Source organism: Acidobacteriota bacterium (assembly GCA_019347945.1).
In the GTDB taxonomy this organism is placed as follows: Bacteria; Acidobacteriota; Thermoanaerobaculia; order Gp7-AA8; family JAHWKK01; genus JAHWKK01.
Window position 1 is genome coordinate 34136 of sequence record JAHWKK010000023.1, and the last position, 26692, is coordinate 60827.

Sequence of the window (26692 nt, forward strand, 5' to 3'; positions counted from 1 at the left end):
GTCCGGCCGAACCGCAGCTCGCCAGAGCTGCGGGCTGTTGCACTGGCAGGGCTTCCCAGATTTTTCGCAAACCTTCAGAGATCACGATAGCGAGATCGAGTAGATGAACATGACGAACGAGAGATCCACCACCAGGAAGCCGGAAACCAGGAATCGGCCAGAACGCCTGATTCCAGTGCTTCTTTTCCTCCTGGCGATCACCCTCCCTGCACCGGGCCAATCCTCGGACATCCGGGAGGGACACGCTCCTGCCGAGCCACAATTCTCAGCGACCGCTCCATCCCTCGCCTCTCAATCGACCGTCTCGGTCGATTCCCGCGGCCGCTACGTGATGCGCCTACAGGAGGGGGCTCACACCCTCGAGATCTCTTCACCCGGCTACACCACCGCGTGGCGCCAGGTGATCGTTCCCGCCGGCGCGTCGGTCGTACCGATCGACGTCATTCTCGATCCGCTCGGACCGACGGCGACCGCCGTCGACGGAGAGCCGATCTCGCTCCAGCACGGTGGCGCGACTCCCGTCACTCTCCCGGTCGCCCTCACGGTTCCTGCTGGATCGGCTCCTGCCGGCACTTCCGTCACCCTCACCTCCGTCGGCCAGCAGTCACTGGCCGGGCTCCTCCCCCTCGGCTGGTCGCCTCTCGCGTCGGCGGAGGTTCGTCTCTCCGGAGAGGTCGTCTCGGCGTCCGTAGCGGTTGCGCGCGATGGAGACGAGACCAGTGGCGAGGTAGCGAGCGAAAAGGGCCGCGCGTCTCGCGGCGGTATGGGTAGCGCAGGTTTTCAACCTGCCGGGCCGCAGGCTTCCAGCCTGGCCTCGCCGCTCGCCGCTCAAACTGCGGGCTCAACCAGCGGCTCCACTCTCTCTTTCTCCGTCCCGGCAGACGAGATACTTGTAGCCAACCAGACTCTGTCGGCGGTTGCCTACGACTCCGCCCGTGACGAATGGATCGTCCTCGACGCCGTTGTGAGCATTTCAGAGTCGGGCCAGGTTAGCGTGACCATCCCTGACTCCTGGCTCCTGGCTCCCGGCTCCTTCTCGATCGCTCTCGTCTATCCCGACGACGCCGCCGACCTGACATCACCCCCGGTTCCGTCGAGTGGCTCTCCACTACGTGGCGTCGACCGGCCGGAAGACATTGAAACGGCTCTGAGCCAGGCCGAAGTCTCGATGGACCTGGACCCTCGGCAGATCCTCCCAACCCAGCGCGCGACTATAACCGTGAGCGTAAACGACTGGCTCCTGGCTCCTGGCTCCTGGCTCCTCCCCTCCGGTACCCCCGTCCAGGCGTGGATCGACGAAGAGCTCACGCTCGCCGACGGCTCCACCGTGACCGAGCCACCCTTCAAGACCGATCTCATCCTTTACCGTGACCTCGACGGGTCGCCGCTCGAGGCGAAGTTCCATCTCGCTCCGAGCGTGCGAGCCCGGGAAGTCTTCCTGAGTGTCGGATACGAGCGGATCCGGCTCCAGCCCTATCCGTACGAGCTCGCGCGCGGGACGGTCGTCGGTCCTGAAGGCGGAAGGGTTTCCGGCGACGGCGACGTCGTGATCGAGATTCCGGCGGGAGCGACGCTCGAGCCGATCTCGGCCGAGTCGCGATCATTGACGACCGAGGAGATCACGACGTTCGGTACGCTCGAAGGCTTCCGCATCGCTGGCGGCTTCGAGCTCCAGATGCAGAGACTGGAGTCTGGAGACTCGGGCCTCGAGGGGGAGCAGACGACTTCCGTCGAGCTGTGGGAAGCCGCGCGCGCGACATTCTCCGTCGCCGACGCAACGGAGACCGACCAGGTCATCATCGCAAAGATCGTGGACGATTCCCCTTTCGGCCGCATCTACGAGCTCGCGACGCGAACCGAACAGCTGACGACGAGTGGAGGAGTGACTACCCGGCTCACGACCCTCGTCGAAGATCCAACGCTGGGCCTCCCGATCTCCGGTATCACGACTGAGGGGCGCTACCTCATTCTCGTAGCCGAGCAACCGGTTGCCTGGGCCTGGGGCCGTGTCGAGAACGGCGCGGGCCGTCCCGTCACCGACGCTCAGGTCCTCTCGCTCGCCTCCGAGCTTTCAGCCCCGCTCGGAGTGAGCTCGCTGACGCCGAACGCTCTCTTCGCCCTCCCCGTCGTCGCGGAGCCGGCTGCGCCGTTCGCGCTTCGGCCCCGTTCGCGCGCCTCCGGCGATGGAGCGCTCTACACGCACGCGGTCTCTCCGGCGCCTGACGAAATCGTTCCTGTCTACGCGATCACACTCGCCCCGCAACCACCCGTCGTGACCTCGGTTTCTCCCCCCGATGGGGCGACCGGCGTTTCGCTCACGACGAATGTCCGCGTCGATTTCTCTCCCGGCATCGACACGACCTCGGTAACCGGGAGTACGCTCGTCCTCACCGATACGCTCATTGGAGAGATCGTTGCCGGAACGATCAGCGCTGACCCCTCCGGCATCACCTGGTCGCTGGCGATCACCGCGGATCGGCCCTCGCTAGCCCCTGCAACCCGCTACGCGATTGCGGTCTCTCCCTCTATCCGCGGCGCGAACGGAGCACCGCTCGGCGCGACCTTCACGTCCTTCTTCACGACCCTCGAGCAGATCACCTCGACCGAGATCGATGCGTCGAAGATCCGCATCACGATCCCTGATGATAGTGGCCGGTCGACGGTGAACGGTCTCGCCGGCGCGCTCCCGGCCGGCGCACAGGCGCTCGTTGTCCGTCGCGGCCGAGACTTCGCCACCCAGTACCAGGCCACTGCTGCGACCGATGGCTCCTTCACGATCGCCCTCGGCGATTGCAGCTCGCCACTCGACGCTCGTCGCTCGCCCCCACCCTGTGACGTCGTCGCCGTCACGGACCAGCTCCAGCTTTACGTCACGAATGACATCGGCAACCTGATCGCCATCGTACCGCTGACACCGTTTGCCCTCCCCGACGGCTCCGGTTTCGTCGCTCCCGCGGCCACTCAGACGACCTTCACGACCGATGATGGCATCACTGTGACCGTTCCTGCCGGCGCCTTCGACCAGCCGACCCTCGTCACGGTGACGCCCGAGACATCCGCTCCCTTCGCGGACGTCCCCTCCTTCAGCGAGGAGCTCACCTTCGCGACCGCAATCGATCTCGACCTCGACTGCACGATCAGCGAAGCGAGCTCGCCCTCCGTGGCTCCTGGCTCCCCGCTCCTGGCTCCTTCGTGCGTCGCCCGCGAGAAGTTACAGATCTCCATTCCTGTTCCGAGCGACGCACCGGCCGACCGCCAGTGGCTCCTCGGGCGTCTCGGCGAATCGACCCGCGGCCCGCGTGTCATGATCGTCGACACCCTCCGCATCGACGGCAATCAGTTCCGCACGGATCTGGCTGACACCACCTCCGCTCTCGTCTCCGGTTCTGCCGCTTCGACCGCCGTTCGGAGCGCCGGCGTCTCGCCGGCCGGTTCGCAGGCTTCCAGCCTGCAACCCACCGCTCCCGTCACGACTCAGGCCGCCACCGTCAAAGACCTCCTGATGGGTGTCCGCGACAAAGCCCGCTACACCGTCATCGACATCTCGATTCCCGGAACGACGATCGGATGGGCAACGACGAGCATCTCTTCAGATGCGCTCGAGCTCCATTTCGACCAGTTCCGCTCCCTCTACGTCGACTCTCTCTACGTCGATCAGAACGACGGCGTCGTCGCTTTTCCGATGGTGACCGGACAGCCCTTCACCGTTATTGGAGTGAACACTCAGACGGCTCTGAAGTCGTTCGAGAAGTTGTATGACCCGCTGACGCCGACCGACCCGGGAACGCCCTTCGTCCTCGATCCTCCGGATACACCCGGAACCGGCCCCTTCCCGCTCTTCGGCACGCCGTTCTCGATCGATCAGACAGAAATCGAGGCGATCGACCAGGTCACCGGCTCTCTCGGGAAGTTCGAGCTGCAGATCGACAAAGGCATTGCGTCACTCGCGTTGCCAGCAACCGGGATCGAGGATGATGACCTCACTCTCGTCAACTTCACGACGGGCAAACGAGACTCGAAAATTGACGGCGGTCTCTCTGTGAAGGTTGGTGTCGGGGATCGTCTCGGTCTGGTCAGCTGGAAACATGGAGTATCTGACGATGCGCTGATCAGCGTCGTTTTCGATCAGGCGATCGAAGCGGGTGATTCTGCCGATCCGGTTGCGGTGGACGCATTTCTCAGGAACCGGCTGAAGGTTTACGCGGATGGAGAAGACGTCTCGTCGTCGGTTCGATTCCGGATCGACTCCAGCGGGCGCAGAATCACGGCCGAGCCTCTCGCGAGACTGAGAGCGGGGACGGGTTACTACCTCGTCCTCCAGCCGAATCTCGTTGGCGCCGTCAGTGGGCTGAAAATCGGCCAGCGAAAGGATGAGGAGGGTAATCTCTCTGCCGGGCTCACTCAGGACCTCTATCTTCCCTTCAATGTGCGCGAAGTGGGAGGCACTCTCGGAGCCTTCGAGTTGAGCGAGGGCGCGATTCGAGAGTCACTGTTGATCGACAACATCCTTCTGATGAGCGCTCGCGACGCGGGGATCCTCGCTTTCGAGACGACCGATCCCGCCACCATTGATGGCTTGAATCCTCGGGGTCGGATCGTGGTCTCAGGAGACGCATGGGGTCTGGCCAGGGACGCTCACGGCAGGATCTTCGGAACGGTAATCGGCGATACGTTCGGTTCGCTTCGTTCCTGGGACTTCGAGGAGCTGGTCGAAGCTTCCACCGGAACGAATGAAGTTCTCGGGCATCGGTCGAGCACTCTCATCTCCTGGAGTCCTTCCGCTGACTCGCTCTCCGCTACCTCGGCCACGTTACCTGTGGCCGTGCCGCGAAAGCTGTTCGTGGTGACACAGGATGCCGATCCGCTGATTTTCGACACGGCGACCCTCCCTTCAGGATGGTCCGCCTCCCCTCTGGACGATAAGTGGTATGAGCTCTCCGGCTCCGAGATTCTCCAGGGAGCTGGCGGAGACGATCATCCCTATCTCGTTCAGCGCATCACCGTCGAGAACGTCACACGTGGAGGGCGCTGGTCGGCGGATGCGTACATCGATTCGCCCGCGGCCTTCACGGGAGTTGTCGCGAAGGAGGGCGACCAGCTGCGCATCACCAAAAATCTTCGTGCCTGGGCAGTCGTCTCGCTCTTCGGTCACGGCATCGGCGTCTACGACCTCAACGCCATGGAGTCGAATGATGCGGACGTCACCGCCCCTGCCGACTGGACGCGGCCACGAGAGATTCTTTCGGTATCGACGGGCGAGAATGACCCGCCGATTCAGAACACGGTCAGCGACCTTCGTTTCAACTCCGATGTGAGCGCGATCCCGCGGGCGGCAGGCGTCGATGGGTACGGCCTGAATGTGCGAGAAGGGATCCTCGATTTCGCTCTTCCGGTAACCGAGGAAGCCCTGGCCACCCAGACGACCCTCGAGAGAGGCATCGGGTTTCTCTTGAAGGGAGATTTCACCGAGGAGGCTAAACCTGCGTCGCTTCGCCGGCTGGATGCGCTTCGAGCCACCTACGAGCTACGGTTCGCGGTGCAGCCACCCGTGCAGCGGCTCTCAGGCAGTGACGTCATCTCGTGGATGATTCCAGCGATCGATAACAGACCGGTCGCTCCACCCTCGGAAGGAGCTTCTCCGGGAGTTCGGGGCAGTATTGCAGGATCCGACGCGAGCCGTGACTATCTCCTCGCGGCCGCGGGCGACCTCGGTCTTCTCGTGATCGAAGCAGGTGGCAGCGGTTACCTGCAGCCCTCGTTCGGAATTCCTGGTTTGCACATCGGCGACAAGCTGGTCGACGTCATCTGGCTCCCCGCGGGTGTCTTCGCTGTGCGGTCCGTTCCGGAGCGCGATCTCGCGGTAGTCGTCGACGGAGAGGGTTACGTTCATCTCGTCGATCTCTCGAGGGTCGACGAGCGATGGACCGAGATTGGTCAGTATCGCGATCCTTCGATACTCTTCCCATCCGCCTCCGACGCCATCATGGCCGAGTTTCCGCGCGCGGATCATCGCGTCATCTGGCGCTCTGAGCAGCCGCTGGCGAACGGAACCCTCGCGCCCGTGCTCGATCCGGAGACCGGGATCCTTTACACGAGCAAACTTCAGGGTACCGAAACGGACGTCTCGGCCGTGCTCGATCCGAAGCTCGACGTGCTCATCGACCTCGGGGATGGCCTCGGGACTCTCGGTGCAATCCTTCCATTGGGAGTTCCGCTCCCTGCGGCTCTCGAGAGCGCCATGACGGGGCCGACCGCCTCGGCTTCGGCTTTCCGTGTCGCGATGACACTTCCCGGAGACATCGATGCGACGGGCACGTTCTCGGTCGCGGTCGAGAGTGAGCGTGTGCCGGGCGCCGTGGCTCCCCAGACGGCATCGCCGCTCCCCCCTGCGCATCTTCGAACGATCGACGGGCAGCCTCTCCCTCTGCATCGTGACATTCCCGCGGGGATGGCCGGATCTCTGCGGCACCAGCGGATGTTCAACCGGTTCGTATCCGGGTGGGTCGTCCCCTTAGCCGATCCGCGCGCATCAATCGACTGGAGCTGGCCGAGCGGAACGACGTCGGACGACAAAGAAGCCGCGGGTTGCAGCAATTGCGATCGCCCCGATCATCTGAAGGGTGACGCGACGGCGCCCGAGCTTCTCGTCAGCGGCTGGACGGTCATGATTCGCCCCGATCTCGATCCGACGAGCGCATACGGCTGGCTTGCCGACGGCCGCCTCGACCGCCGCTTCCCCTCGACCCCCGTCGACACCGTCCGCCCCACGGATGTCCTGGTTCATCCGAACAATCCTCCCGTGGCGACGGGGCTGACGGAGGGTACGATCTATCTCCATTCGGGTGAGCTCGAGCTCGGCTCGCTCGACCTCGACGCGGGTGGGTACAACGACTGGAACGTCTTGGTCGACCGCACCTACCGATCAGCGACGATCGGTCATTCCCCGCTCGGCAGCGGCTGGGATTCATCGCTCTTCCGGCGACTCCGACCTCTCCCCGACGGCAATGTCGAGTATCGCGACGGTGCTGGCGGACAGTGGCTGTTCAGGAGAACGGCCAGTGGATGGATCGCTCCTGAGGGTCTCCCTCTCGCGCTTGCACGAACGGCCGACGGCTGGATGCTCCGCGACGTGAAACGCCGTCTGCTCCGCTTCGATGGCTATGGGCGCCTCATCTCGGAATCGGACGATTCTTACGAACCTGCTGCACCTGGTTCCGGAAACGTCATCTCCTATCTCTACGATACCAACGGTCGACTTGCCCGCGTGATCGATTCGCTCGGACGTCCCAGCAGTCTTGCCTGGGCTGATAACTTCGGAGGGCGACTCCTCACGGTTACTGACTGGCGCAACCGGGAGGTCCGATTCGGGTATGACGCGCTGGGGCGTCTCGCCAGTGTCAACCTGCCCGTCGTGGAGAACATCGACGGTATTCGCCCCGAGCTGCGGTATGGCTATGTGGCGCCGACGAGTGGTCTGGCCGGATATCTGGGATATGGCTCCAACCTGACCGAGTTCTTCGAGCCCGGGATCGCCCAGCCCCGAGCCCAGTTCTCCTGGGCAGGCGAGAAGATGTGGATGGAGACCTGGGCGACAAACGAAAAGGTGAATATCGACTATCAGTCCGACAGTCTGGTGAACGTCACCGATGCACTGGGGCAGACTCGGGCGTACACGATCGCATCAGAGGCCCCTGGAGCTCGAGCGCACCTGGCCTCGTTGACCGAAAAGGGGATACGAACGGTTACCGGGTCATTCGGTCAGCTACCTCCCTTAGGCCCTGCGTCGTATACGAACGTTGACCGGATCTACGAGCTCGAGATGGAGGGCGGATATCTGAGCAGGACTCTTCTGCAGGGAGTGGGGGAGACGGAGATCTCGCGAAAGGACGCGGCGTCGATCAAAGGCGCCCTCGCCTACTCAGTCGCGTCCCGGCCAGTTACGACGAGCGCGAGTGGATCGAGCCTCTCCTCGGAATCGGTCGCAGCGGCCGAGATAACCAGACAGATCAACTATCAGGATCAGCTTCCTGACTGCGGTGATTGCTACGCTCACGTTCAATCGGTCTCCTGGAGCGACACGGTGCAGTCGTTCACCGTAGAGCGCCCGGAGGCCAATCGTGCGAACAAGAGCCCCGTGGCGACCAACAATTCTGTCGTTTCTCAGGCCTCGCTAAACGACAAGGGAGCAGTCACATCAGTAACGTCGACGGGTGGAACCGTCGAGGGTGGCGCGGGTGCTCAGATAGCTCTCGATCGTCACGGTTTCAACGGGAAGCTGTGGGAGAGGGGTGCAGTCAGCAAGGTCGACGACGGTGGCCTCGAGACCAAAGTTGAATATCCCGATGCGAACACGGTCGTGGAGACCGATCCGCGGGGCATCGTCACCACGACGCGCTTCGATCAGTGGGATCGGATCGTGGCGGTCGAGGTCTCCGGCGAACCCGGCACCAGCGAGAAGTGGTACTACGATTCAGCCGGGCGACTCCGCAGGCATGAGCGGAGACAGGGGACCGACACCGTGTCGACTCACTTCGTTCACGACAAAATGGGCCGCCTGATCGAGCGACGTACTAACCACATCGAAGTGGCTGGAATCGATAATGAGATCACAACGACGGTTGCATACGACCTCCAGAATCGCACCATCGCGACTACGCTGCCCTCGGGCTCGGTCCGTACCGAGACCCTCGATGGGCTCGGACGAATGGAGTCGGTCACGACCACTACTGGCGAGCTCAGCATTGGAAACCTCGTCGATGAGATGGGGTACGACATTGCCGGCAATCTGAGCTATTACTTCGATGGGCACAAGTATTCATCCAGCGCGTTTGATTTTCACGGTCGCCGGATCAGGCAGCTGAACCCGGACGGTACGCGTGTCGATACCGAGTGGACCGCCCTCGGAAGTCCGAGGCGAATTCGCACCTTCGGTGCCGATGGCGAGCTGATCTCCGACCAGAGCTTCGATTACACGACGAGCGGTCGACTCGACGGGCTGTCCGCGGCGGTCGACGAGACTCAGGCCCGCGACCTCTCGCTCGCCTGGGATGGCGCGGGTCGGACGTCGGGTGTCGACGTATCCGGGCGAGCAGCGGCCACTCGATTCGATCACGCGGGACGCGTAACCAGCACCAATGCGGGTGCCGGATCCGCATCTACGGGAGTCTCCGAATCATTCGTGTCATCGACGGTCACTGGTCATCAGGGCTACCTCCCGTCGGTCGTCGAGATCGGAGAGCTCGGTGCCGCCACGTACGACTCCACTCTTGCCTTCGACAGCGCTTCACGACTGACGAATCACTCGATCGGTTCTCTGGAATCAGCGTGGAAATATAACGAGGCGGGGCAGCTTGTCCAACAAAGGATGCCGGACCGCGGCGAGTTTCGGTACGAACGAGACAGTCGCGGATCTTTGACGAGAGAGGTTCTTCCCGATCAGAGCACGATCGATTACTCGTATGATTCCGTGGGCGCTCAGATCGCCTATCGGGATCAGACCTCTGAGGTCACCTCCACACAGACCGACCTCATCGGGCGACCGCTGATCCGAACGTACGCCGATGGCACTTCCGAAGCTTTCACCTGGAAGGGACGCCAGCTCAGCACGTACACCGACAGACAGGGACGACTCCGGTCCTACACTTTCGACGACGCTGGTCGTCTCGTGACGATCTCGGTCGAAGGCCAGGGGGTCGTGGAAAAGATCGAATACGGGCTCGACGGACGACTGAGCCGCTGGGCGACACCCGGGGCCGCGGTTCTCTTCCTCGACTACGATCTCGACGGCAATCCGACGCACACTGCCCAGGAGCGTTTTGCGAACGGCTCGGGAACCGGCTCGGCACCCGAGCTCATCGACCGTTACGAACAGACACACCAGTGGAACGTGCATGGGGAACGCTCTTCCTGGACGATGCCGAGCTACAACGGCTTCGCAGCGGCGGGTACCTGGACGGAATCGTTGACGGCCTCATACGACCCGATGGGTAACCTCGAAATACTGACACGAGCTCTGAGCGACGGCACCTCATCCACGCTGATGAGCACGAGCTTTCGTAACGCCGGGCGGCCCAACTCGAGAATGATCCAGACCCCTTCGGGTGCGGTGATAGAGCGAAACTACGACTACGACGAGACCACGGGCCAGATCGATGGCTTCCGGGTCTCGGCCAACGGCGGTCAGCCCTTCGCGGGAAGTCTGCTCGAATACGACGGTATCCAGGTCGCGGATCAGCTCCTGATCGGGATCTCCGGCGAGACCCGCCACAACCTGTACGACTACGACGACAGGAGTCGTTTGCAGGCCGTGCTGATGGCGCGGCGAGTCGACAACGTCGTGAGTGATGAGGTTCTCGACCCGGCGGACTTCCGTGAAGCCCTGGCACGACCCCAGGACGATCCGCTCGATCCGCCGTCGCTCGATTTTGCCGAGGAGGCGGGTCACAAGATCGACGCTCTGACGAAGGGGAATGAGACTTTCGACTTCAACTGGAACGGGGCGGAGCGTCAGTCGGACGGCCGGTTCGCCTATACCTTCGACGCGCAGGGGCGCCTGATCGAAGCACGTGAGATCGTGACTCCGCAGTCGATCTCGATCCGCCGCGTTCTCTACATCTACGGAGCCGATCGCCTCGTCGGCCGGCGGGCCGGGTACGCGAACCTCCTCTCGGCTGGCACAGAGCCGCTCGACACAGACTGGAAGATCGAGGATCGCAACGATGTCCTCGAGTCGGACGGTCTCCCTGCCGAGACGACATTCGTCTGGGATCCGGTCACCGATACGATCGTTGCGATCTATCGGGCGGGTGCCTCTGCGAACCCCGCGATCGACGCGAACGGAGGGCTCGTTCGTCAGATCGTCCACGGCGGACTGAGCTACGACGACCCCGTCGAGGTCTCGATCGCTCGAACGGGAGAACCAACGCTTCGCCTCTATCCCGTCTACGATGAGATCGGTGGCGGTCAGCTCCAGGCGGTGTTGAACGAGTCGGGCGAGATCGTTTCGCGCGCTTCGTCGAACGGAGCCTACGGCGAAGAGAGCTTCGGGATCCCCGGACCGGCGATCGACCGGATCTCGATCAGTGCGACGACCGACTCGACCGGCGCGCTCAGCTCGATGGAGCTCGAGCTTCGTTCGACCGAAATCCTCGACGCCGCGACGATCGCCTCGGGAACCCGGCTCGTCTCGCTCGATGCCGAGGGAAGTGTACTCACGTCGAGCAGCGTCACACCCCTTCTCGACGATCCCTGGACGGTCCGCTGGTCGCTGACATCCGCGCAGTGGTCGGAGCTCTCAGTGGATGCGAGCGCAATCTCGGTCGCTGCAACTGATCAGCTTCGTGCTGCCCAGTGGGGCGGCACGAGCGTGCTTCCCGTCCCGGGACCACTTCTCGGGAAGGCAGGAATGGCGTCCAGCGGCTCTCTCCCCGTGGAGCACCGTGCGACGCTGGCGTCCCTTTCATCGTGGCTCTCGTCTCTCGGGGCGGACGCCGAAGGCGAGCTCGTTCCGTACGACGTCGAAGGTCTTCACGTCTTCGCCTCGACCGGGACGACCGGCGATCCATCGTCATTGATCGTCGCAGCGCCCTTCCATGCTCATCCGTGGCAGGAGCCGCTCACCGAGCTGAATTACCTCCGCGCCCGCTGGTACGACCCCGATACCGGCACCTTCCTCTCACCCGACCCCCTCGGCTACCAGGACTCCTCCAACCTCTACGCCTTCTGCGCTGGCGACCCGATTAACTGCTCCGACCCGACGGGCCTCGCGGGCTACTTCTTCGACGGAACGGGAAACGATCGAGCGAAAATGGTCAACCCGACCAACGTAGCGAAGCTAGAGGCCGTTTATCGAGGAGGAAATAGGTGGTACTACGAGGGCGTAGGGTCCGATTGGTACACGCTTGGTAACGGTGGCCTTTACGGTCTCGGTGGGCGCCTCCGTCTCGAGGCGGCTTATGAGGAGCTCGTCAAGCAGTTCAACGAAACGGATGATCGAACGATCGACATCTTTGGTTTCAGCAGAGGTGGGGCCCTCGCGGTCGCCTTCGCCAACATGATTGCGGAACGTGGAATACCGATCTACTCCCGGTCTCATGAGAAGCAGATTCAATTGGAACGTGGAGAGACCGTTACAGTAACGACCTACAGTAAGGTCTATCCCACGGTGCGTTTCCTCGGCATTTTTGATGTTGTAGGATCTTTTGGTCTTCCGGGGAATGCGACCGATATGGGCTACGATCTGAGTCGACCAACCAATGTTCGCGCCATTCGTCACGCGGTATCTCTGGATGAACGACGTCGGCTTTTCCCTCTGACATCGATGTTGGATCTACAAGGAACCGGGCCATCTTACGTGATCGAGAAAGGCTTCAGGGGATCACATTCGGATGTCGGTGGTGGGTATGAGGACAACGATGAGCTCGCTCAGGTGGCTTTGCGATGGATGTGGGACGAGGCGGTCAACGCGGGCATTCGAATGGGCCCGTTGAGTCCCGACGATCAGCGAGCCGATCCGTTCATCCAGCACGATGAGTCGTCGTTTCTGACTCGAACCTACAACTTCCTGAGGCAACGCAATGATCGCGTCATTTACTATCAGGGTCGACGGTACCGTCGATGAAACGACTTGAGAAATCCGTGACCGCTGGCCTTGTTTTAATTGGGCTGCTGATGAGCACGGGATGTCGCGACGACTATGCTGTATCCATATACAACGCGGGAGAGAGAACGGTCATAGAAGTATCGGTTTGGTATGGCGAGTATCACCGGAAGACCGGCTGGATTGACCCGGGTGTTTCTTCAAACCACGGCCTGGTATACAAACCAGTTCCGGAGGAGTTGACCGTCGAGTGGAAAAACGAGGGTGGCAAGTCGCGGAAGCAAACGGTCTCGATCGAGGGCGAGCGCACACGGGAAAGCGATCTGATCATCGAGATCCGTGACCAGAATACTCCCACGGCGCGCTGGGGGATCAGGTGACATGCTGGTACTTCGGCGCGGAGAGTTCCGACCAGGACCCGAATCGAAATCTTAGCGGAAGGACTGTAATAAAAAGGAAGCAGGTTCTTCTTCTCCGAAGCTAACCTTATCCTTCCGAGGCATTCTCGAAGCAGGTTCTTCTTCTCCGAAGCTAACCTTATCCTTCCGAGGCATTCTCGATGCTGTGAGATAATTCGGTCTGATCTCACAATGTGATTGCCGCAAAACGCGGCTCTGAAAAGGCACGGAGTAAATATGCGTCGACCTTCCTTCAGCTGTCTGCTATTTGTGTTTGCGCTGAATGTCGGTGCGGATACCGAGCTGCCACCCCCCCCGACGGGTTTCGATGGGAACGCGCCGAGGAGGTGAAAGGTGCCTATCTCGTACCGGATGGTTGGCATTTCAAGAGCTCGACGAAGGGCGACACCCTTGGATACTTTGCGAGTCGCGAGAACATCGACTCCGAGGGTGCGTTCCTGGTGGGAATGACGGTGAATGTAAAGCGTCATCTCAAGGGTAAATCAGTGAAGAAGGCGATCCAGGAAATCATCAGGGGGTATGCGAGATCGGGAACGATTCTGAAGTTCAGTGACGCGAGTCAGGACCCGTTCGTCGGATCGGTGCTGCAGCTCGACGACGGAATCACGACGATGCATATCCTGCTCGTCGGCAATCCCGAAACGAATACGCTGTACATCTTCATGTTCGAAGCGCCAACGAGAGAGTGGCCGAAGATGTGGCACGACTTCGGGGAGGTGATGTTCAATCAACTTCTGATCGACGACGGCATCTGAATCGACACCGTTGGATATTCTCCTTGTAGTCGCGCTCGTCGTCGTTTTGATTCTTGATCTGGCCGTGCTGAACCAGATTATTAAGAGTTGGCACTCTGGAATACGTCACGATCGGCATCTGCAACTTCTGATGATTCTGTTCGTGATCTTGCTTCTGGCGGCGATGGAATTGGTCTGGTCACTCTTCATTGTCTATGCGTTTACAGGAGGTTGAAGCTTAATAGTACGGAAGTGGATCGCATCTCGCCTCTGCCACCGCGAGTTTCTGACTCGCTCTGGTCGACCCGGACGTCGAGTCCGTTCCGAACTGTGTTGGGCTATCCTGAAATCCGATGACCAGATGGGAAGATGGCGAGATCCGTGACCGAGTCTTGACGCCGAGCCGTCGCCCGGCGTGGGTTCGATGGCTGGCTCTGGGGACTGCGCCTATCCTCCTCATCATCGTGGCGTGGGCGGTCCACGGCCTCATCGTCCACCCGTCCAACGACCGCGACTGGACGATCGATCAGTCCCGACTGGCCACGGCCGAGATCGATGAGCCGCTCGTGACGATCCGCAATATCCGCAATTTTCGATACCGGAGCGAGACCGACTTCGAGCCCGCCTGGTACGATGCCACCTTCGACCTTCGCGAGCTCGAAAACGTCTGGTTCGTCGTCGAACCGTTCGGCTCCTGGCGGGGACTGGCGCACACCTTCGTCAGCTTCGGTTTCGAGGACCAAAAATATGTCGCCTTCTCGGTCGAGATACGGAAGGAAAAAGGTGAAGCCTACTCGCCACTCAAAGGACTGTGGCGACAGTACGAGCTGATGTACGTCGTCGGTGACGAGCGAGACCTGATTGGGCTCCGGGCAAATCACAGAAACAACGACGTGTACCTCTATCCAGTCCGTACGACCAGGAGACGGGCGCAGCGGATGTTTCTCGAGATGGTTCGTCGGGCGAACCAGCTTGCGGCCAATCCGGAGTTCTACAACACGATCACAAACGCCTGCACCACCAATCTCGTGGATCACGTCAACCTCGTCGCCCCTGACCGTATCCCTCTCCGGGCCGGCGTTATCTTTCCCGGGTACTCTGACCGGCTCGCACGACAGCTCGGTCTCATCGACACGGAGCTGCCGCCGGACGAGTTGCGTGCTCGCTTCCGAATCAACGAGCCGGCGGGCGAGCACGCCGGAGCGGAAGACTTTTCCGTGCGGATCCGGGAGCACCTGCCCGCGGCACGGCTGCGATGAAAGATGTGCGCTGTGGCGTCGGTCTGAGAGGCTCAGCCGAGGTATACTCGACACGTTCCAATCGTTCCATTCGTCTGATCTTTGTGAGCGCGGCTGACCAGCCGGTCGGTTCGACCCGGTCTTCCCGCGCCCCCGGATTCAGGAGGTCGTCACAGTATGAGCTCAGACTCGCTCGTCGGTATTGTCGAGCACTTCGCCGATATGGTGCCGGACCGCACGGTGTTCTCGATCTGGCGCGACGGTGCGTGGCAGGAGTGGAGCTACGCCAGGTTCTTCGATGAGATTCGGATCCTCAGCTCACACCTGATCGATCTCGAGGTAAAGCCCGGCGACCGCGTCGGGCTGCTCGCCGAGTCAGGCCCATGGTGGGCGACGGGCTATTTTGCGGCGCTGCGTGCGGGAGCGACGCCGGTTCCACTGGACCCACGAGCCCCACGGCACGAGCTCGACACGACCCTCGGACATTGCAGGCCATCGGCGATCCTTTTTACCAAACGGGTGCGGGAGCTTGCAGAGGCACTCCCCTCGCGCTCCGTCCCGATCGACGAGCCGCGAGAATCGGGACCTGCCGCTCTGCACCCGTCGCGCGAGGATCGCGAGGGTCTCGGAGTCATCGCCTACACATCGGGAACCACTGGACGTCCGAAGGGAGTGATGATCGAGCAGTCGAGCCTTCTCTATGAGGCGAGATCGCTCACCGAGATCCACAATCTCGATCGCGATGTTTTCGTATCGGTCCTGCCGTTGACGCATCTCCTCGTGCTGACGTGCGGTTTGATCGCCCCTCTGTACTCGGGAGGCGAGGTGGTGTACGCGGGATCTCTTCTCCCGGCGGAGCTCGCCGACTCGATGCGCGACCGTAGAGTGACGACCATGGTCGGTGTTCCTGCTCTCTACTCGACTGTTCGAAAGGCGATCGAAGCAGCCTTACCCAACCGTGTCTCCCACGCAGTCGCGAGATTCGTTCCCCTGCGCTCTCTTCGACGACTTCTCTTTCCGAGACTGCACAGAATGGCGGGAGGTCAGGTTCGCCGGCTGATCTGTGGTGGTTCCAATCTCGACACGGAGACCATCGAGTTCTACGAGCGGCTCGGGGTTCCGCTCTATCAGGGCTATGGAATGACGGAGGCGGGCCCGGTAGTCGCGGTCAATGGGCCGCGGCAGAACAGGATCGGAAGCGTGGGACCCCCGTTGCCCGGAACGGAGCTGCGAATCGCTGAACAGGACGAAGTGTTGATTCGCGGCCCCCAGGTCATGAGAGGGTATCTGGGAGAGCCGGAACTGACCCGGGAAGTGCTCGACAGGGAGGGTTGGCTCCACTCTGGTGATCAGGGCAGAGTCGAGGACGGATTTCTCTTCATTACCGGAAGGATCAAAGACCTGATCGTTCTTCCGGACGGACAGAAGGTGCACCCCGGCGACGTCGAGGCGGTCCTGGGTGCGTGCGAGGAAGTCGAGGAGATCTGCGTGGTGGGAGTTCCGTTGGAGCGAGGAGAGGAGATTTGCGCGGTCATCGTTCTTCGTGAGGACTCGGAGCTCTCGCGGGTCGAGCCGTCGGTCCGAGAGCTCGCCCGGCAACTGAGAGGCTTTCGCAGACCGAAGCACGTACTGCTGCATGATGGTCCTCTGCCTCGCACACGCACAATGAAGGTGAGACGGCATGAGCTGAAGGAGTGGGCCGCCGGAAAACTGGTGAGCGCTCGCCTGAAGCAGGAGGTCGGGTGATGACTGCAGAGACACTTCTTCTTCTATGTCTGAACTTTCTTTTTATCGGGGCATTGCCGCGGATCTTCTTCAAGAAGGGATCGCTCGCCCCGATGTGGTGGGCAACCGCGCTGCCACTTTTCATCTCCCCGCTGACGGCGGTTCTCATCTTTTTCGATCTGATGCCCTTGTTCGTGATCGAGCTCGAGTGGGCGCGCTGGCTCTCCCTCGCGGGAATCATCCTGAATGCCGCTTCGATCGCCTTGATTGCTCTCACGATCGGGAGCAACCGCATCCCGCTGGCGCTCTGGCACCAGAAGGACGACGCGCCGCAACAGATCGTCACGTTCGGCGCGTACAAATATGTGCGCCATCCTTTCTACACGGCGTTCCTGCTCGCGCTGCTGTCGGCGGTTCTGCACGCACCTCACCTTCTGACATTGCTGACACTCGTGTACGGGCTGGTGATTCTGAACGCCACCGCCGCGAGGGAGGAAAAGCGGCTCGCCGCCTCTGAGCTCGGAGAGGAGTATCGAAGCTACATGCAGCGCACCGGACGATTTCTTCCGAGGATGGGACGGGAATGACAGAGGCATATCTCAACCGTATCGGCTATGCGCTCGGCAGCGAGTCGTGCGACGTGGAACAGACCGCGGCGACCGGGAAGCTCACCTCGGATGCTGCAGTGATCCGCAAGGCGGGTTTTGCTCGCCACAGCATATGTGCCGAGAGCGAGACCGCGTACGACCTCGGCTTGAAAGCGGTGCGCGATCTCGACGGAACGCTCGAAGGAACCGGCGCGATCATCTACTCCACTTGTCTGCCGAACAACGCCAACCTGGGGGATCCCGACGAGTTCGAACGTAGCGGCGACGTGAAGCATCTGATGGATTTTCCCGCGAGCCATCTGCAGGCTGAGCTCGGGCTGCACGATGCCGCAGTCATCGGACTGACACAGCAGGCGTGCACGAGTCTTCTCGGGTCGGTGAGGCTGGCGCGCGCGTTGATCGTCGCCGAGGAGGAGACGACGAAGGTGCTCTGCGTGACAGCCGACCGCTTTCCCGCCGGCGCGACCTATGAACAGGCGTACAACCTGATCTCTGACGGAGCGGCAGCGTGTGTGGTCTCGACCGAGAAGATCGGATTCCGAGTGGTCGCATCTCACGCAGTCACTAACGGCGCGCTCGCCCAGGCGTCTGACGACGAGACGGTCGGCCTCTACTTCAATCACGTGCACTCGATCATCGGAGAGACGCTCCGCAAGGCTGAGCTCGATGTCGATGACCTCGCCTGGATCGTGCCGCAGAATACGAACAGGAGCGCCTGGACGATCCTCGCCAGGCTTCTGAAGATCGACGAGGAGCGGATCTTTCTCGATACCATCGGAGATATCGGTCACATCATCAGCTCCGACAACCTGGTGAATCTTGCGGAGCTGGATCGCTCCGGACGGATCGAGAGCGGAGATCGGCTGTTGCTCGTGATGGCGGGCTTCGGTCTGAACTGGCAAACTCTCCTGCTGGAGAAGGTATGAGAGCGAGCGAAAAGCTGAAAGATACTGTCGAGTCTCTCTCGGAAAAATCGAGGGCGGCGTTCTACGAACCGCAGGAGTCGATCGACTTCCCCGCGTCCGTTCGCGTTGGTGAGGAGTGGTTCACGAGCCCGGAGCTGATCTCTCTGTACGGTACCGAACCGTGGGAGGGTCTCGACGAGAAGCAACGAAAGAGACTCAGCTTCTATGAGGCGGTCAACTTTTACAGCCTGAACATCCATGGTGAGCGGATGCTGATGGAAGGCCTCGCGAACAGGCTTTACAACCCGGAGCTGCGCGACGTCGCGGAGTATCTCCACCATTTCCTCGACGAAGAGAACAAACACATGTGGATCTTCGGGACGTTCTGTGTCAACTATGCCGGCACGATCTACCCCGATCGCAAGGTCAGTTTCCCGCGGAAGTACGCAAAGGGAGAGGAACATGTGCTTTTCTTCACGCGAGTGATGATCTTCGAGGAGATCGTCGACTACTTCAACAGGAAGATGGCGGTCGATGAGAGGCTGAATGAAACGGCACGCGAGATCAACCGGATCCACCATGCCGACGAATCACGACATCTGATATTCGGTCGTCGCGTTCTCGCGGAGCTCGTCGATGCCTTCAGAGACGAGTGGCCGGAAGAGACGCTCATCGGGATCGACGAATACGTGCGAGGCTACTTCAGGGTGGTCTGGAGGGAGTACTACAACCGCGACATCTACCGTGACGCCGCAATCGTGGAAGCCGACGAGTTGCCGAAGAGGCTGCTCGAGGACGACGAGGCGCCGCGCGAGCTGAGGCAGACGATCTCGAAGGGCCCGGTCGACTACCTTCTCAAACTCGAGCTGATCCGGGAGCGACCGTCGCTGTGAACGACCCGCGGGCTCAGTTGAGGGAGTGGATGGCGAAGAACGGCCGGGGGTCGGTCGGCAAGGAAAATCTGAGCGACTCGACTCCGCTGATCGAAGAGGGGATTCTCACCTCGGTGCAGGTGCCGGACCTGCTGCTCTTCATCGAGGAACTTCGGGGAAGGCCGGTCGAGATCGACGAGCTCGGCCCTGGTGCGTTTCAGAGTATCGACGTGATCATGCAGAGGTTTTTCGCCGATGTCTGAGCTTCGGAAACTTCAGCCGAGCGAAGTCCCGGGACTCCAGTGGCTGCCGGGCGGGCAGAGTGCACTCTCGGGCGGGCTGCTGCGGCAGCTCGATGTGCTCGACGCGCTGTTCCTGAGATTCGCCGACGAGCTGGGAGCAGCGCGTGTGAGCTTCCCACCGCTGGTGAGTGTCGAGCAGCTGGACCGGATCGCCTACTTCGAGGCGTTTCCGCAGCTCTTTACCGCAGCGGTCGGTCTCGAGGCCAGCGAGGAGAACCTGCAGGCGTTCACCGCCGGAGACGTCGTGCACGACGGCGCGCTCAAACTCACGGAGCTGGCGCCGGTCAGGGAGATTTTGACACCGGCGGCATGCTATCCACTCTATTTCAGCCTGCAGGAGACTGAGCTGAGTGGCAGGGCGATCTACACTGTTCGCGCTCAGTGCCATCGACGCGAACGCGAGTTCGTCCCCCTCGAGCGGCAATGGTCATTCGCGATGCGCGAGATCGTATGCCTCGGATCGGGTGAGGAGGTCAGAGAATTCATCGCGTTCTGCACCGAGAGCCTCGACCGGCTCTTCCGGGAGCTCGCGCTCGAGATCGAGTGGAAGACCGCTACCGATCCGTTCTTCGACCCGAAGAATCCGCAGGCTCTCATGCAGAAGGTGGATCCGGTGAAGCGCGAAATGGTGTGCGACGGCCTCGCCATCGGATCGACGAACTACCACCGCCATCACTTTGGCGATGCGTTCGACATCACCCGCGATGGGAAGTCGGTCGAGTCCGGCTGCGTCGCTTTCGGTCTCGAGCGGTGGCTTCGCGTGCTGATCGAGCAGTACGGCGAGAATTCCGAGGAGTGGCCTCGCTTCGACGAGATCGGGTGGCCCGGTGAGTGAGATGACCCTGATCACCGGTGCGTCGGGGTATCTCGGTCGGCGCCTGGTCGAGAGCCTCCGGACCCGCAGCGAGGACGAGCTGGTCCTGTGGGGCAGGTCACTCGACGGTTTCGAAGGCGATCGAGCTACACTCGCAAGTGGCGACATGACCGACGATCAGCCGTTCCGCGAAGTCGATCCGAACGGGATAACCAGGATCATTCATGCCGCAGCGGTTACGCGATTCAACGTCGACCCCGACACGGCCCGGGAGGTCAATGTCGAAGGTGCGCGAAAGCTCTTCGACTTCGCGCGAAGATGCCCGAATCTCGAGTCGTTCGATCTGCTCAGCACTGTCTACGCCTTCGGTCTCGAGGGAGGCAGACTGACGGAGAGGCCAGCCGCCGGGGATTCGGGCTTCGCGAATGAGTACGAGCGGTCGAAAAACCAGGCGGAGAATCTTCTGATTCATGAGTACGACGACCTGCCGTGGCGGATCGAACGAATCGCGACGGTAATCGCAGACGACCAGGGCGGTGCGGTGGCTCAGGAGAACGCCGTCCACAACACGCTGAAGCTGCTGTATTACGGACTCCTCTCGCTCGTCCCGGGCAAGCCGGAGGTCCCCCTCTACTTCGTGACGGCGGATTTCGTGACTGACGTTCTCGTCTCAGTGATGGAAGCAGGAGACCTTCGACAGATCTATCACGTCTGTCATCGGAAGGACGAGTCGCTGACCCTCGACGAGTTTCTCGACATCGTCTTCGAGACTTTCGAGGAGGATGAGAAGTTTCGAAGCCGGCGGGCTCTCAGACCGCTTTACACCGATGCGGACTCTTTCGACCTGATGGTGGAACAGGTGTCGGGTTTCAGCGGAGGGATCCTGGGGCAGGCAGTCGGGAGTGTGGCTCCTTTCGCACGGGAGCTCTTCAGCGTCAAAGAGTTCTCGAATGAGAACGCGCGGCGGGTGGCGGGCGATGGAGTACCGCACGATGAGCGGGAGCTCGTCGCAAACGTCTGTCGCAGTCTGGTCAGAAGCAGATTCGGAGTTGCCAATGTCGCTGTCTGAGAACGAACGCTGGATCCTCAGTTTTTACAGAACCTCGGAGATCAACGGCTCACTCTTTTTCGGAAGGCTCGCCAAATCGCTCCCTCCAGGGCCGGTGCAGCATGACATGACGAAGCACTTCTCCGACGAAGGGCTTCATGCCTGGTACTGGACCTCCTGTCTCGAGAAGCTCGGTACGGAGCCGTTACGGCTCGACGAGACCTACCAGGAACGCTATCTGGTGGCAGCTGGACTCCCTGTGAATCTGATGGAGATTCTCGCGATCACGCTGATCTTCGAGAAACGTGTGATCGGGCAGTACGGGTTGCATCGCGCTGCACCGAACATCCGCCCGGAGGTTCGCGAGACGTTCGATCTGATCATGGAGGACGAGAAGTGGCACATCGAATGGGTGTCGAAAGCGCTCGGGGCATTGAAGCCGGAGTACGGCGAAGAGAGGGTGAAGCAGACGCTCGAACGGTTTCGAGAGGCCGATCGTGACGTGTACGAGAGTGTGCTGAGGGAGCACGAGGAGCGTCTCGAAGAGCTGATGCAGAACCGGAGGCGAAGGAGGAGTGGCAGTGAGTGAGTTCAGACAGCGTCTGGCGAAGGCGATCGGCAGGAGCGAGGAGATCGAGCGGAAGAGACCGATCGACGAGCTGGGGGTCGACTCGTTCGCGCTCGTCGACATCATCGTACGGCTTCAGGAAGAGCTGGGCGTCCGGATCTTTCAGGAAGATCTCGCCGAGGTGAAGACGGTCGGAGACCTCGAGGACGTATTCGAATCCCGCGCAAAGGAATCGGGTTGAAGCAGACTCGGCCTACTCTAGGAACTACTCCGCTGGGCTGAAGCCTGATGACGTTTGTGCCGCCTATAGCTATGCCTTCGGCGTGTACTTCGGCTGGCATCCATGACCGATAGGGCGGAGATGGGGTCATGTCTTTGCTTTTCGTTTTCAGGACTGAGAATCGAAAGCGGAAGAAGGGGCATGTCGTTGCCTTTCGGTTTCAGGACGGGAGGAATCTTCATGGAAAAGCCAGTACCACCGGATCACGGAGTTACATTCAACCTCGACAGCATCGCTCAGGCGCTCCGGGCAGAGGAGCCGTACGTTCGCGAGGGACAGACTGCCCGAACCCTCATCCAATCGCCTGACCTGCGTCTCGTGATCGTCGCGCTCGAGGCCGGCAAGACGATCTCTGAACACCACACCCACGTAACCGCGTCGGTCCAGACCCTGTCCGGGCACATCCGCGTGCAACTCCCCGAGCGGGTTGTGGACGTGCCAGCCGGCCAGCTCCTGGTGCTGGGCGCTGGTCTTTCACACGACGTGTATGCTGAGACCGACCGCACGTTCGTATTGACACTGGGATGGCCGCCTAACAGATAAGCAGGCGCCGCGAGGCCCCGAGATGCGGCTGGAGATCCACCCGGTCGCCGGCTATCACCCAACGCTGACGAGCTACTGGTCGCCGTAACGACGTCCGGCTTCGCCGGAACCTCCTGAACAACCGAAACCGGATCGCCGTCACCTGGCCGACTGTGTCTTCAGATCGTCGCAAATCATCTCGCCGGTCGGAAAGCAGTGTCGGCGCACACCAGACCCGAACACCTTCAAAACGGTATAATGAAAGCCATCCAGGTGAGCTCGAAAACCGAAAAACGAAGACCTGACCCCAGTGCCTTCGCGGTCGTCATCATCGTGGAAGATCAATCTCGCGGTTGTTGCCGCGGGAGGTGACGTGCCAGAGAGCACCACGATGTTCGAGTCTGAGCGGCCGAGCCATGGAGAAACCATCCCTCGGTGAAAGGAAAAAGTCCAACCGTTGCCCGAAGTGATTGCTTTTCTCCCTCGGAATGGCAACTTTCGTGACATCTTTCCACGAGGAGTAGAATGCTTTTGAGCCCGAAAATGTGCGAGGAATCGAAGAACGAAGGTGTGACCCCAAATTTCCGCATGTGGCCTTCATGGGACTCCCCTGCTATGCAGAGAAAGTCGTGATTCCGGCCGTCGCGGCGATTCCGCTTCCACCCGAGATCGACTTCGACACGGGCGCATCATTTCTCGTCACCTATCTCACCGCGCACCATCTCCTCCATACGATGGGCCGCGTAAAGAGCGGAGGCGTCGTCCTGCTCTACGCCGCCGCGGGAGGAGTCGGAACCGCGACGATCCAGCTCGCGAAGATCGCGGGGATCGAGATCATCGGCCTGACCAGCAGCGATGAAAAGGTACAGCGGCTTCGAGACCTGGGCCTCGAGCATGTGTTTACCTACGATCGTCCCGATCTCGTCGAAGAGGTCCGTAAGGTGACCGGCGGGAGGGGAGTCGATGCGATCCTCGACTCGGTGGCGGGGACGCAGTTCCATCGGAATTTCGACATGCTCGCTCCCCTCGGACAGCTGGTCTGGTTCGGCTACTCCGGCGGGATGCCTCCCGAAGACCTGCTCGAGCACCTCGGAGCGCATTTCATCAAAGGAATCGGCCTGCACACCTTCCACCTGACCTACAGCGTCGCGGAGCCGTACCCCGAGCTCGCTGCCCACTCCGTCGGCGTGCTCCTGGAACATCTGGTAGCGGAACGCATCGAGCCGATCATCCACGACCGGTTTCCGCTGACGGAAGCTCATCGAGCTCATGAGCTCCTGGAGAATCGAGCAACCGTCGGCAAGCTGATCCTCAACCCGTAAGCGCAGGTTCTACGATCTCCGAAAGTTGACGCAGCTCGAGGGCCGCGACCCCGCCTCCGCGCCGAGTCGGACCGGGAGATTCTGAGTCAGATCGCAAGGTACGCCTGGTGAGTATAGATGCACATTTCAATCGATCAAACGTACGGCTCATGAGATACCGTGGCGAGGAACGAAGGTGTGACCCCCCATTACGCATCGGCCATCGTGGCCGGGCGACGGGACGAGCTCACGATTATCTTACGCCCCTGATGCAGCACATTGATGATTTACGGGATTCTAGTTTGGTCGTAGTTTCCTGTAGAGATGAGATTTGCGTCGGTTCAGTTCTCTCCGCTCTCCATCGCTTCCTTCGAGATCACGCGAGGCAGCAGCGTCTGCAGCCCCTCGGCCAAACCGATCGCCGTGTGGGTGCTGTCGTGTCCGCCGCTGAACTCAAGGTAGCGAACTTCGTATCCCTTCGCCACCAGGACGTCACGTAGGTGACGGTTCGCATACAGCAGTGCGTCGATGTCGCGCTCGAAGGTTCCGACATCGAGATAGAAACGGATCGGCAGCTTCGGCGCCGAAGCGTACTGCCGCATGATCCGGCCGTAGTCGGTGTCGCTCTTCCACGAGACGAACCCGGAAGTGGAAAGGACGTTGCCGAAGACGTCCGGATGATTCAGCGCAGCGCAGAGAGCGGCGAGTCCGCCCAGGCTGCCGCCGGCGACGACTACACGCGCCGGATCGGACGCCACAGAGTAACGGCTCCGGAGCCACGGGACGAGTTCGGTCACAAGAAATTCGTTCCAGGCGTCCGAGCAGCTCAGCTCCTCGGTCCGATCTCTCTGCTCGATGGAGACGACCACCGGTGACTCGATGACTCGCTTCGCGTGCAGGTACTCGATGATCTGTTTCAGAGAGCCGGGACTTCGGGCGAACGACGTCGGAGTGCCGTCGAAGACGATGAGCAGGGGGTGATGCGCCGCGTTCTCGTCATACGCGGGAGGACGATAGACCCAGAACCGCCGTTTCGAGTCCAGGACCTCGCTCTCGAGTGTTTGCTCTTCCACATCTCCTTCTCCGTCCGAGGTGAATGTCTCCCACGGTTTGGGCGGCGCATCGGGAAGCTCGGCGATCGAGACTACCCAGTCGCGATCCGCGTGGGGACGGACCTCTCGCTTCGGATTGAGAGGATCGGATTGCCAGGTCGACGAGCGCTGCTCCCACTGCTGATAGCTCTCGATCTCGGTCGCGGGGACGAGTGAATCGTTCGGCGAGAGGTAATACACGAATCGCGTGTCACTCGGAAACCGGTAGGTCCGGTACCAGACGTCGGTTCCGTCGAGACGCCTCATCTGGTGCTCGTCGAGATCCGCGGCGGTGAATCCCCACATCATCGTCACGCCGGAGAAGATCGCCACGTTGCGGGTCTGCCCGTCGTCTTTCCAGAGGAAGGTGACATAGCGCTCCGAGGACGAGTCCGCGGGCTCGATCAGCGGAGTCCCGCTCCGTCGAAGCTCGGTCCAGAATTTCTCGAGCGCGTGAGGATCGTGCTCGATCCCGGCCGCGAGCCGGATGAGGCGAGGACTCGTCAGGCGTGACGATTCTGCCGCGGAGACGGAATGTGTCGCAGACAGGCAGAGGACCGCGACGGCGATGGTTAACGTGGCGGCGCTGCGCACGATTCACCTTGCCGGCAGACGATCCGTCCGGATGTCCGCCGCCTCGAAATACACAACTTTCCACTCGCCGTCCTGCTTTCGAAGGACACTCGTATTTCGCACTCTCCGGGGCGGGAGCTCGACCTCGCTCTTCGCGCTACGCTGCCCGTGGATATCCTTGATCAGTACGGCCACGGCGACGTCCTCGCCGATGAACCGGACCCGCCGCTCGATGATCTCCTGATCGGCCTGCTGAAACATGCGGTAGACGCCGGCGAGCCGCGCTTCGATATTCGCCCGACCCTCCTCCCGTCCTCCGAATGCATTCTCCCACACCGCGTCCTCCGAGAAATTGCCCGCGTATAGTTTCGCGTCCCGTTTCTCGAACGCCTCTTCGAAGCGATCGAGAATCTCGAGGATGCTTTCTTCATCGTTTTTTTGATCGGAGGCCAGAACAACGGCCGTAGAAAACAGGAGAAACAGCGATGCAGTGAGCTGAATCCTCCCGAAGACCCGAATTCCCATACGCGACCTCCAGTTCCCTTCGCTTGTTCGGATCCCCGGAGTATACGCTGCTGAGTGGTTTCCACGGATATCTTTGATCGAGCGGATCCTCGAGCCCGAACTGAAGTCAGGGTCAAAGCCAGAATTCTAACTTAACGCTCCACGGATCCGTTCCCATCGATCGGCAAAAACTCCGTGAGATGGTGCCAGGTCTTTCTTTTGGTTGTGTCTACGACACGTAGACTACTCTGGGCCAGCAGACCCTGACTTTGATCCATTTGCAACGGGCTCACGAGTCACCCCGTCGACCTGGTGCGGTCTCAGCTCGGCATAGAGGGTCAGACCTTCGTCATTCGGTTTAGTCGCGCGAATGTGACCGTCGAGGTGCTTCACGGGAACCGATCCGGGTCCAGAATTGTCGCTTGTTGCTCGTGAGAGCGCCGAAAAGTGGTGTCGAGACGGCCGTGCGACTCAACACGGCGGCGAGGATGTGCGGGTCAGGCGCACCTCGACCGTGGCGGGGCGATTCAGAACGGCTGTCGGATGAGAACCTCGGGCGGCGGAAGGGGTGGGGCATGCGCGTGGAGGGT

18 protein-coding genes are annotated in these 26692 nt (G+C 61.2%); 16 read left to right on the forward strand and 2 right to left on the reverse strand.

Features of this window, described 5'->3' with window-relative positions; translation table 11 throughout:
* The first annotated feature begins 109 nt into the window (after positions 1-109).
* The 16 genes from KY459_13425 to KY459_13500 all read left to right on the forward strand — a co-directional run bounded on the left by KY459_13425 (position 110) and on the right by KY459_13500 (position 23955).
* Entirely contained in the window at positions 110-12619 is a 12510-nt protein-coding gene (locus tag KY459_13425; protein ID MBW3565715.1) for a DUF2235 domain-containing protein, read from the forward strand.
* Positions 12616-12978 (forward strand): hypothetical protein, encoded by a 363-nt coding sequence (locus KY459_13430; protein ID MBW3565716.1) that lies wholly within the window; start codon positions 12616-12618, stop codon positions 12976-12978. Before KY459_13425 ends, KY459_13430 begins: the two co-directional genes overlap by 4 nt.
* A gap of 365 nt (positions 12979-13343) precedes the next feature.
* Positions 13344-13772, forward strand: coding sequence for a hypothetical protein (locus tag KY459_13435; protein MBW3565717.1), 429 nt, complete (start codon positions 13344-13346; stop codon positions 13770-13772).
* A gap of 10 nt (positions 13773-13782) precedes the next feature.
* Positions 13783-13986, forward strand: a complete 204-nt coding sequence (locus tag KY459_13440) for a hypothetical protein (GenBank protein ID MBW3565718.1) — start codon at positions 13783-13785, stop codon at positions 13984-13986.
* A gap of 118 nt (positions 13987-14104) precedes the next feature.
* Positions 14105-15010, forward strand: a complete 906-nt coding sequence (locus KY459_13445; GenBank protein MBW3565719.1) for a DUF4105 domain-containing protein — start codon at positions 14105-14107, stop codon at positions 15008-15010.
* Between the two features lie 156 nt (positions 15011-15166).
* Positions 15167-16735: an AMP-binding protein gene (locus KY459_13450; GenBank protein ID MBW3565720.1), complete on the forward strand. Its 1569-nt coding sequence runs from the start codon at positions 15167-15169 to the stop codon at positions 16733-16735.
* Positions 16735-17301 carry an isoprenylcysteine carboxylmethyltransferase family protein gene (locus KY459_13455; GenBank protein MBW3565721.1) on the forward strand — a complete coding sequence of 189 codons (567 nt, stop codon included), beginning with the start codon at positions 16735-16737 and terminating at the stop codon, positions 17299-17301. Before KY459_13450 ends, KY459_13455 begins: the two co-directional genes overlap by 1 nt.
* A complete protein-coding gene (locus tag KY459_13460; GenBank protein MBW3565722.1) occupies positions 17298-18248 on the forward strand; it encodes a hypothetical protein in 951 nt (316 codons plus the stop codon). Before KY459_13455 ends, KY459_13460 begins: the two co-directional genes overlap by 4 nt.
* A complete protein-coding gene (locus KY459_13465) occupies positions 18245-19120 on the forward strand; it encodes a diiron oxygenase (protein MBW3565723.1) in 876 nt (291 codons plus the stop codon). Before KY459_13460 ends, KY459_13465 begins: the two co-directional genes overlap by 4 nt.
* Positions 19121-19149: 29 nt before the next feature.
* The gene (locus KY459_13470) at positions 19150-19362 is read left to right on the forward strand and encodes a hypothetical protein (protein MBW3565724.1); all 213 of its coding nucleotides are present in this window, start codon (positions 19150-19152) and stop codon (positions 19360-19362) included.
* Positions 19355-20236: a hypothetical protein gene (locus KY459_13475; protein ID MBW3565725.1), complete on the forward strand. Its 882-nt coding sequence runs from the start codon at positions 19355-19357 to the stop codon at positions 20234-20236. Before KY459_13470 ends, KY459_13475 begins: the two co-directional genes overlap by 8 nt.
* Positions 20229-21284, forward strand: coding sequence for an SDR family oxidoreductase (locus KY459_13480; protein ID MBW3565726.1), 1056 nt, complete (start codon positions 20229-20231; stop codon positions 21282-21284). The genes KY459_13475 and KY459_13480 overlap by 8 nt, the downstream gene beginning before the upstream one ends.
* The gene (locus tag KY459_13485) at positions 21271-21852 is read left to right on the forward strand and encodes a ferritin-like domain-containing protein (GenBank protein MBW3565727.1); all 582 of its coding nucleotides are present in this window, start codon (positions 21271-21273) and stop codon (positions 21850-21852) included. The genes KY459_13480 and KY459_13485 overlap by 14 nt, the downstream gene beginning before the upstream one ends.
* Positions 21845-22072 (forward strand): acyl carrier protein, encoded by a 228-nt coding sequence (locus KY459_13490; protein ID MBW3565728.1) that lies wholly within the window; start codon positions 21845-21847, stop codon positions 22070-22072. The genes KY459_13485 and KY459_13490 overlap by 8 nt, the downstream gene beginning before the upstream one ends.
* A gap of 270 nt (positions 22073-22342) precedes the next feature.
* Positions 22343-22654 (forward strand): cupin domain-containing protein, encoded by a 312-nt coding sequence (locus KY459_13495; GenBank protein ID MBW3565729.1) that lies wholly within the window; start codon positions 22343-22345, stop codon positions 22652-22654.
* A 608-nt stretch (positions 22655-23262) separates the two neighbouring features.
* A complete protein-coding gene (locus tag KY459_13500) occupies positions 23263-23955 on the forward strand; it encodes a zinc-binding dehydrogenase (protein ID MBW3565730.1) in 693 nt (230 codons plus the stop codon).
* 320 nt (positions 23956-24275) lie between these two features.
* Here the strand turns inward: KY459_13500 and KY459_13505 are convergent, their stop codons facing one another.
* Together KY459_13505 and KY459_13510 are read right to left on the reverse strand one after the other, a co-directional pair.
* Complete coding sequence (locus KY459_13505; GenBank protein ID MBW3565731.1) at positions 24276-25619, reverse strand: DUF3327 domain-containing protein; 1344 nt, start codon at positions 25617-25619, stop codon at positions 24276-24278.
* A gap of 3 nt (positions 25620-25622) precedes the next feature.
* Positions 25623-26123 carry an SgcJ/EcaC family oxidoreductase gene (locus KY459_13510; GenBank protein ID MBW3565732.1) on the reverse strand — a complete coding sequence of 167 codons (501 nt, stop codon included), beginning with the start codon at positions 26121-26123 and terminating at the stop codon, positions 25623-25625.
* Between the last annotated feature and the right edge of the window lie 569 nt (positions 26124-26692).

Excerpts from the sequence above, each read along its gene's own strand:
- KY459_13430 (MBW3565716.1), top strand. The coding sequence starts at position 12,616 with ATGAAACGACTTGAGAAATCCGTGACCGCTGGCCTTGTTTTAATTGGG.
- KY459_13445 (MBW3565719.1), top strand. The coding sequence starts at position 14,105 with ATGACCAGATGGGAAGATGGCGAGATCCGTGACCGAGTCTTGACGCCG.
- KY459_13455 (MBW3565721.1), top strand. The coding sequence starts at position 16,735 with ATGACTGCAGAGACACTTCTTCTTCTATGTCTGAACTTTCTTTTTATC.
- KY459_13475 (MBW3565725.1), top strand. The coding sequence starts at position 19,355 with ATGTCTGAGCTTCGGAAACTTCAGCCGAGCGAAGTCCCGGGACTCCAG.
- KY459_13465 (MBW3565723.1), top strand. The coding sequence starts at position 18,245 with ATGAGAGCGAGCGAAAAGCTGAAAGATACTGTCGAGTCTCTCTCGGAA.
- KY459_13510 (MBW3565732.1), bottom strand. The coding sequence starts at position 26,123 with ATGGGAATTCGGGTCTTCGGGAGGATTCAGCTCACTGCATCGCTGTTT.
- KY459_13450 (MBW3565720.1), top strand. The coding sequence starts at position 15,167 with ATGAGCTCAGACTCGCTCGTCGGTATTGTCGAGCACTTCGCCGATATG.
- KY459_13425 (MBW3565715.1), top strand. The coding sequence starts at position 110 with ATGACGAACGAGAGATCCACCACCAGGAAGCCGGAAACCAGGAATCGG.
- KY459_13470 (MBW3565724.1), top strand. The coding sequence starts at position 19,150 with ATGGCGAAGAACGGCCGGGGGTCGGTCGGCAAGGAAAATCTGAGCGAC.
- KY459_13485 (MBW3565727.1), top strand. The coding sequence starts at position 21,271 with ATGTCGCTGTCTGAGAACGAACGCTGGATCCTCAGTTTTTACAGAACC.
- KY459_13460 (MBW3565722.1), top strand. The coding sequence starts at position 17,298 with ATGACAGAGGCATATCTCAACCGTATCGGCTATGCGCTCGGCAGCGAG.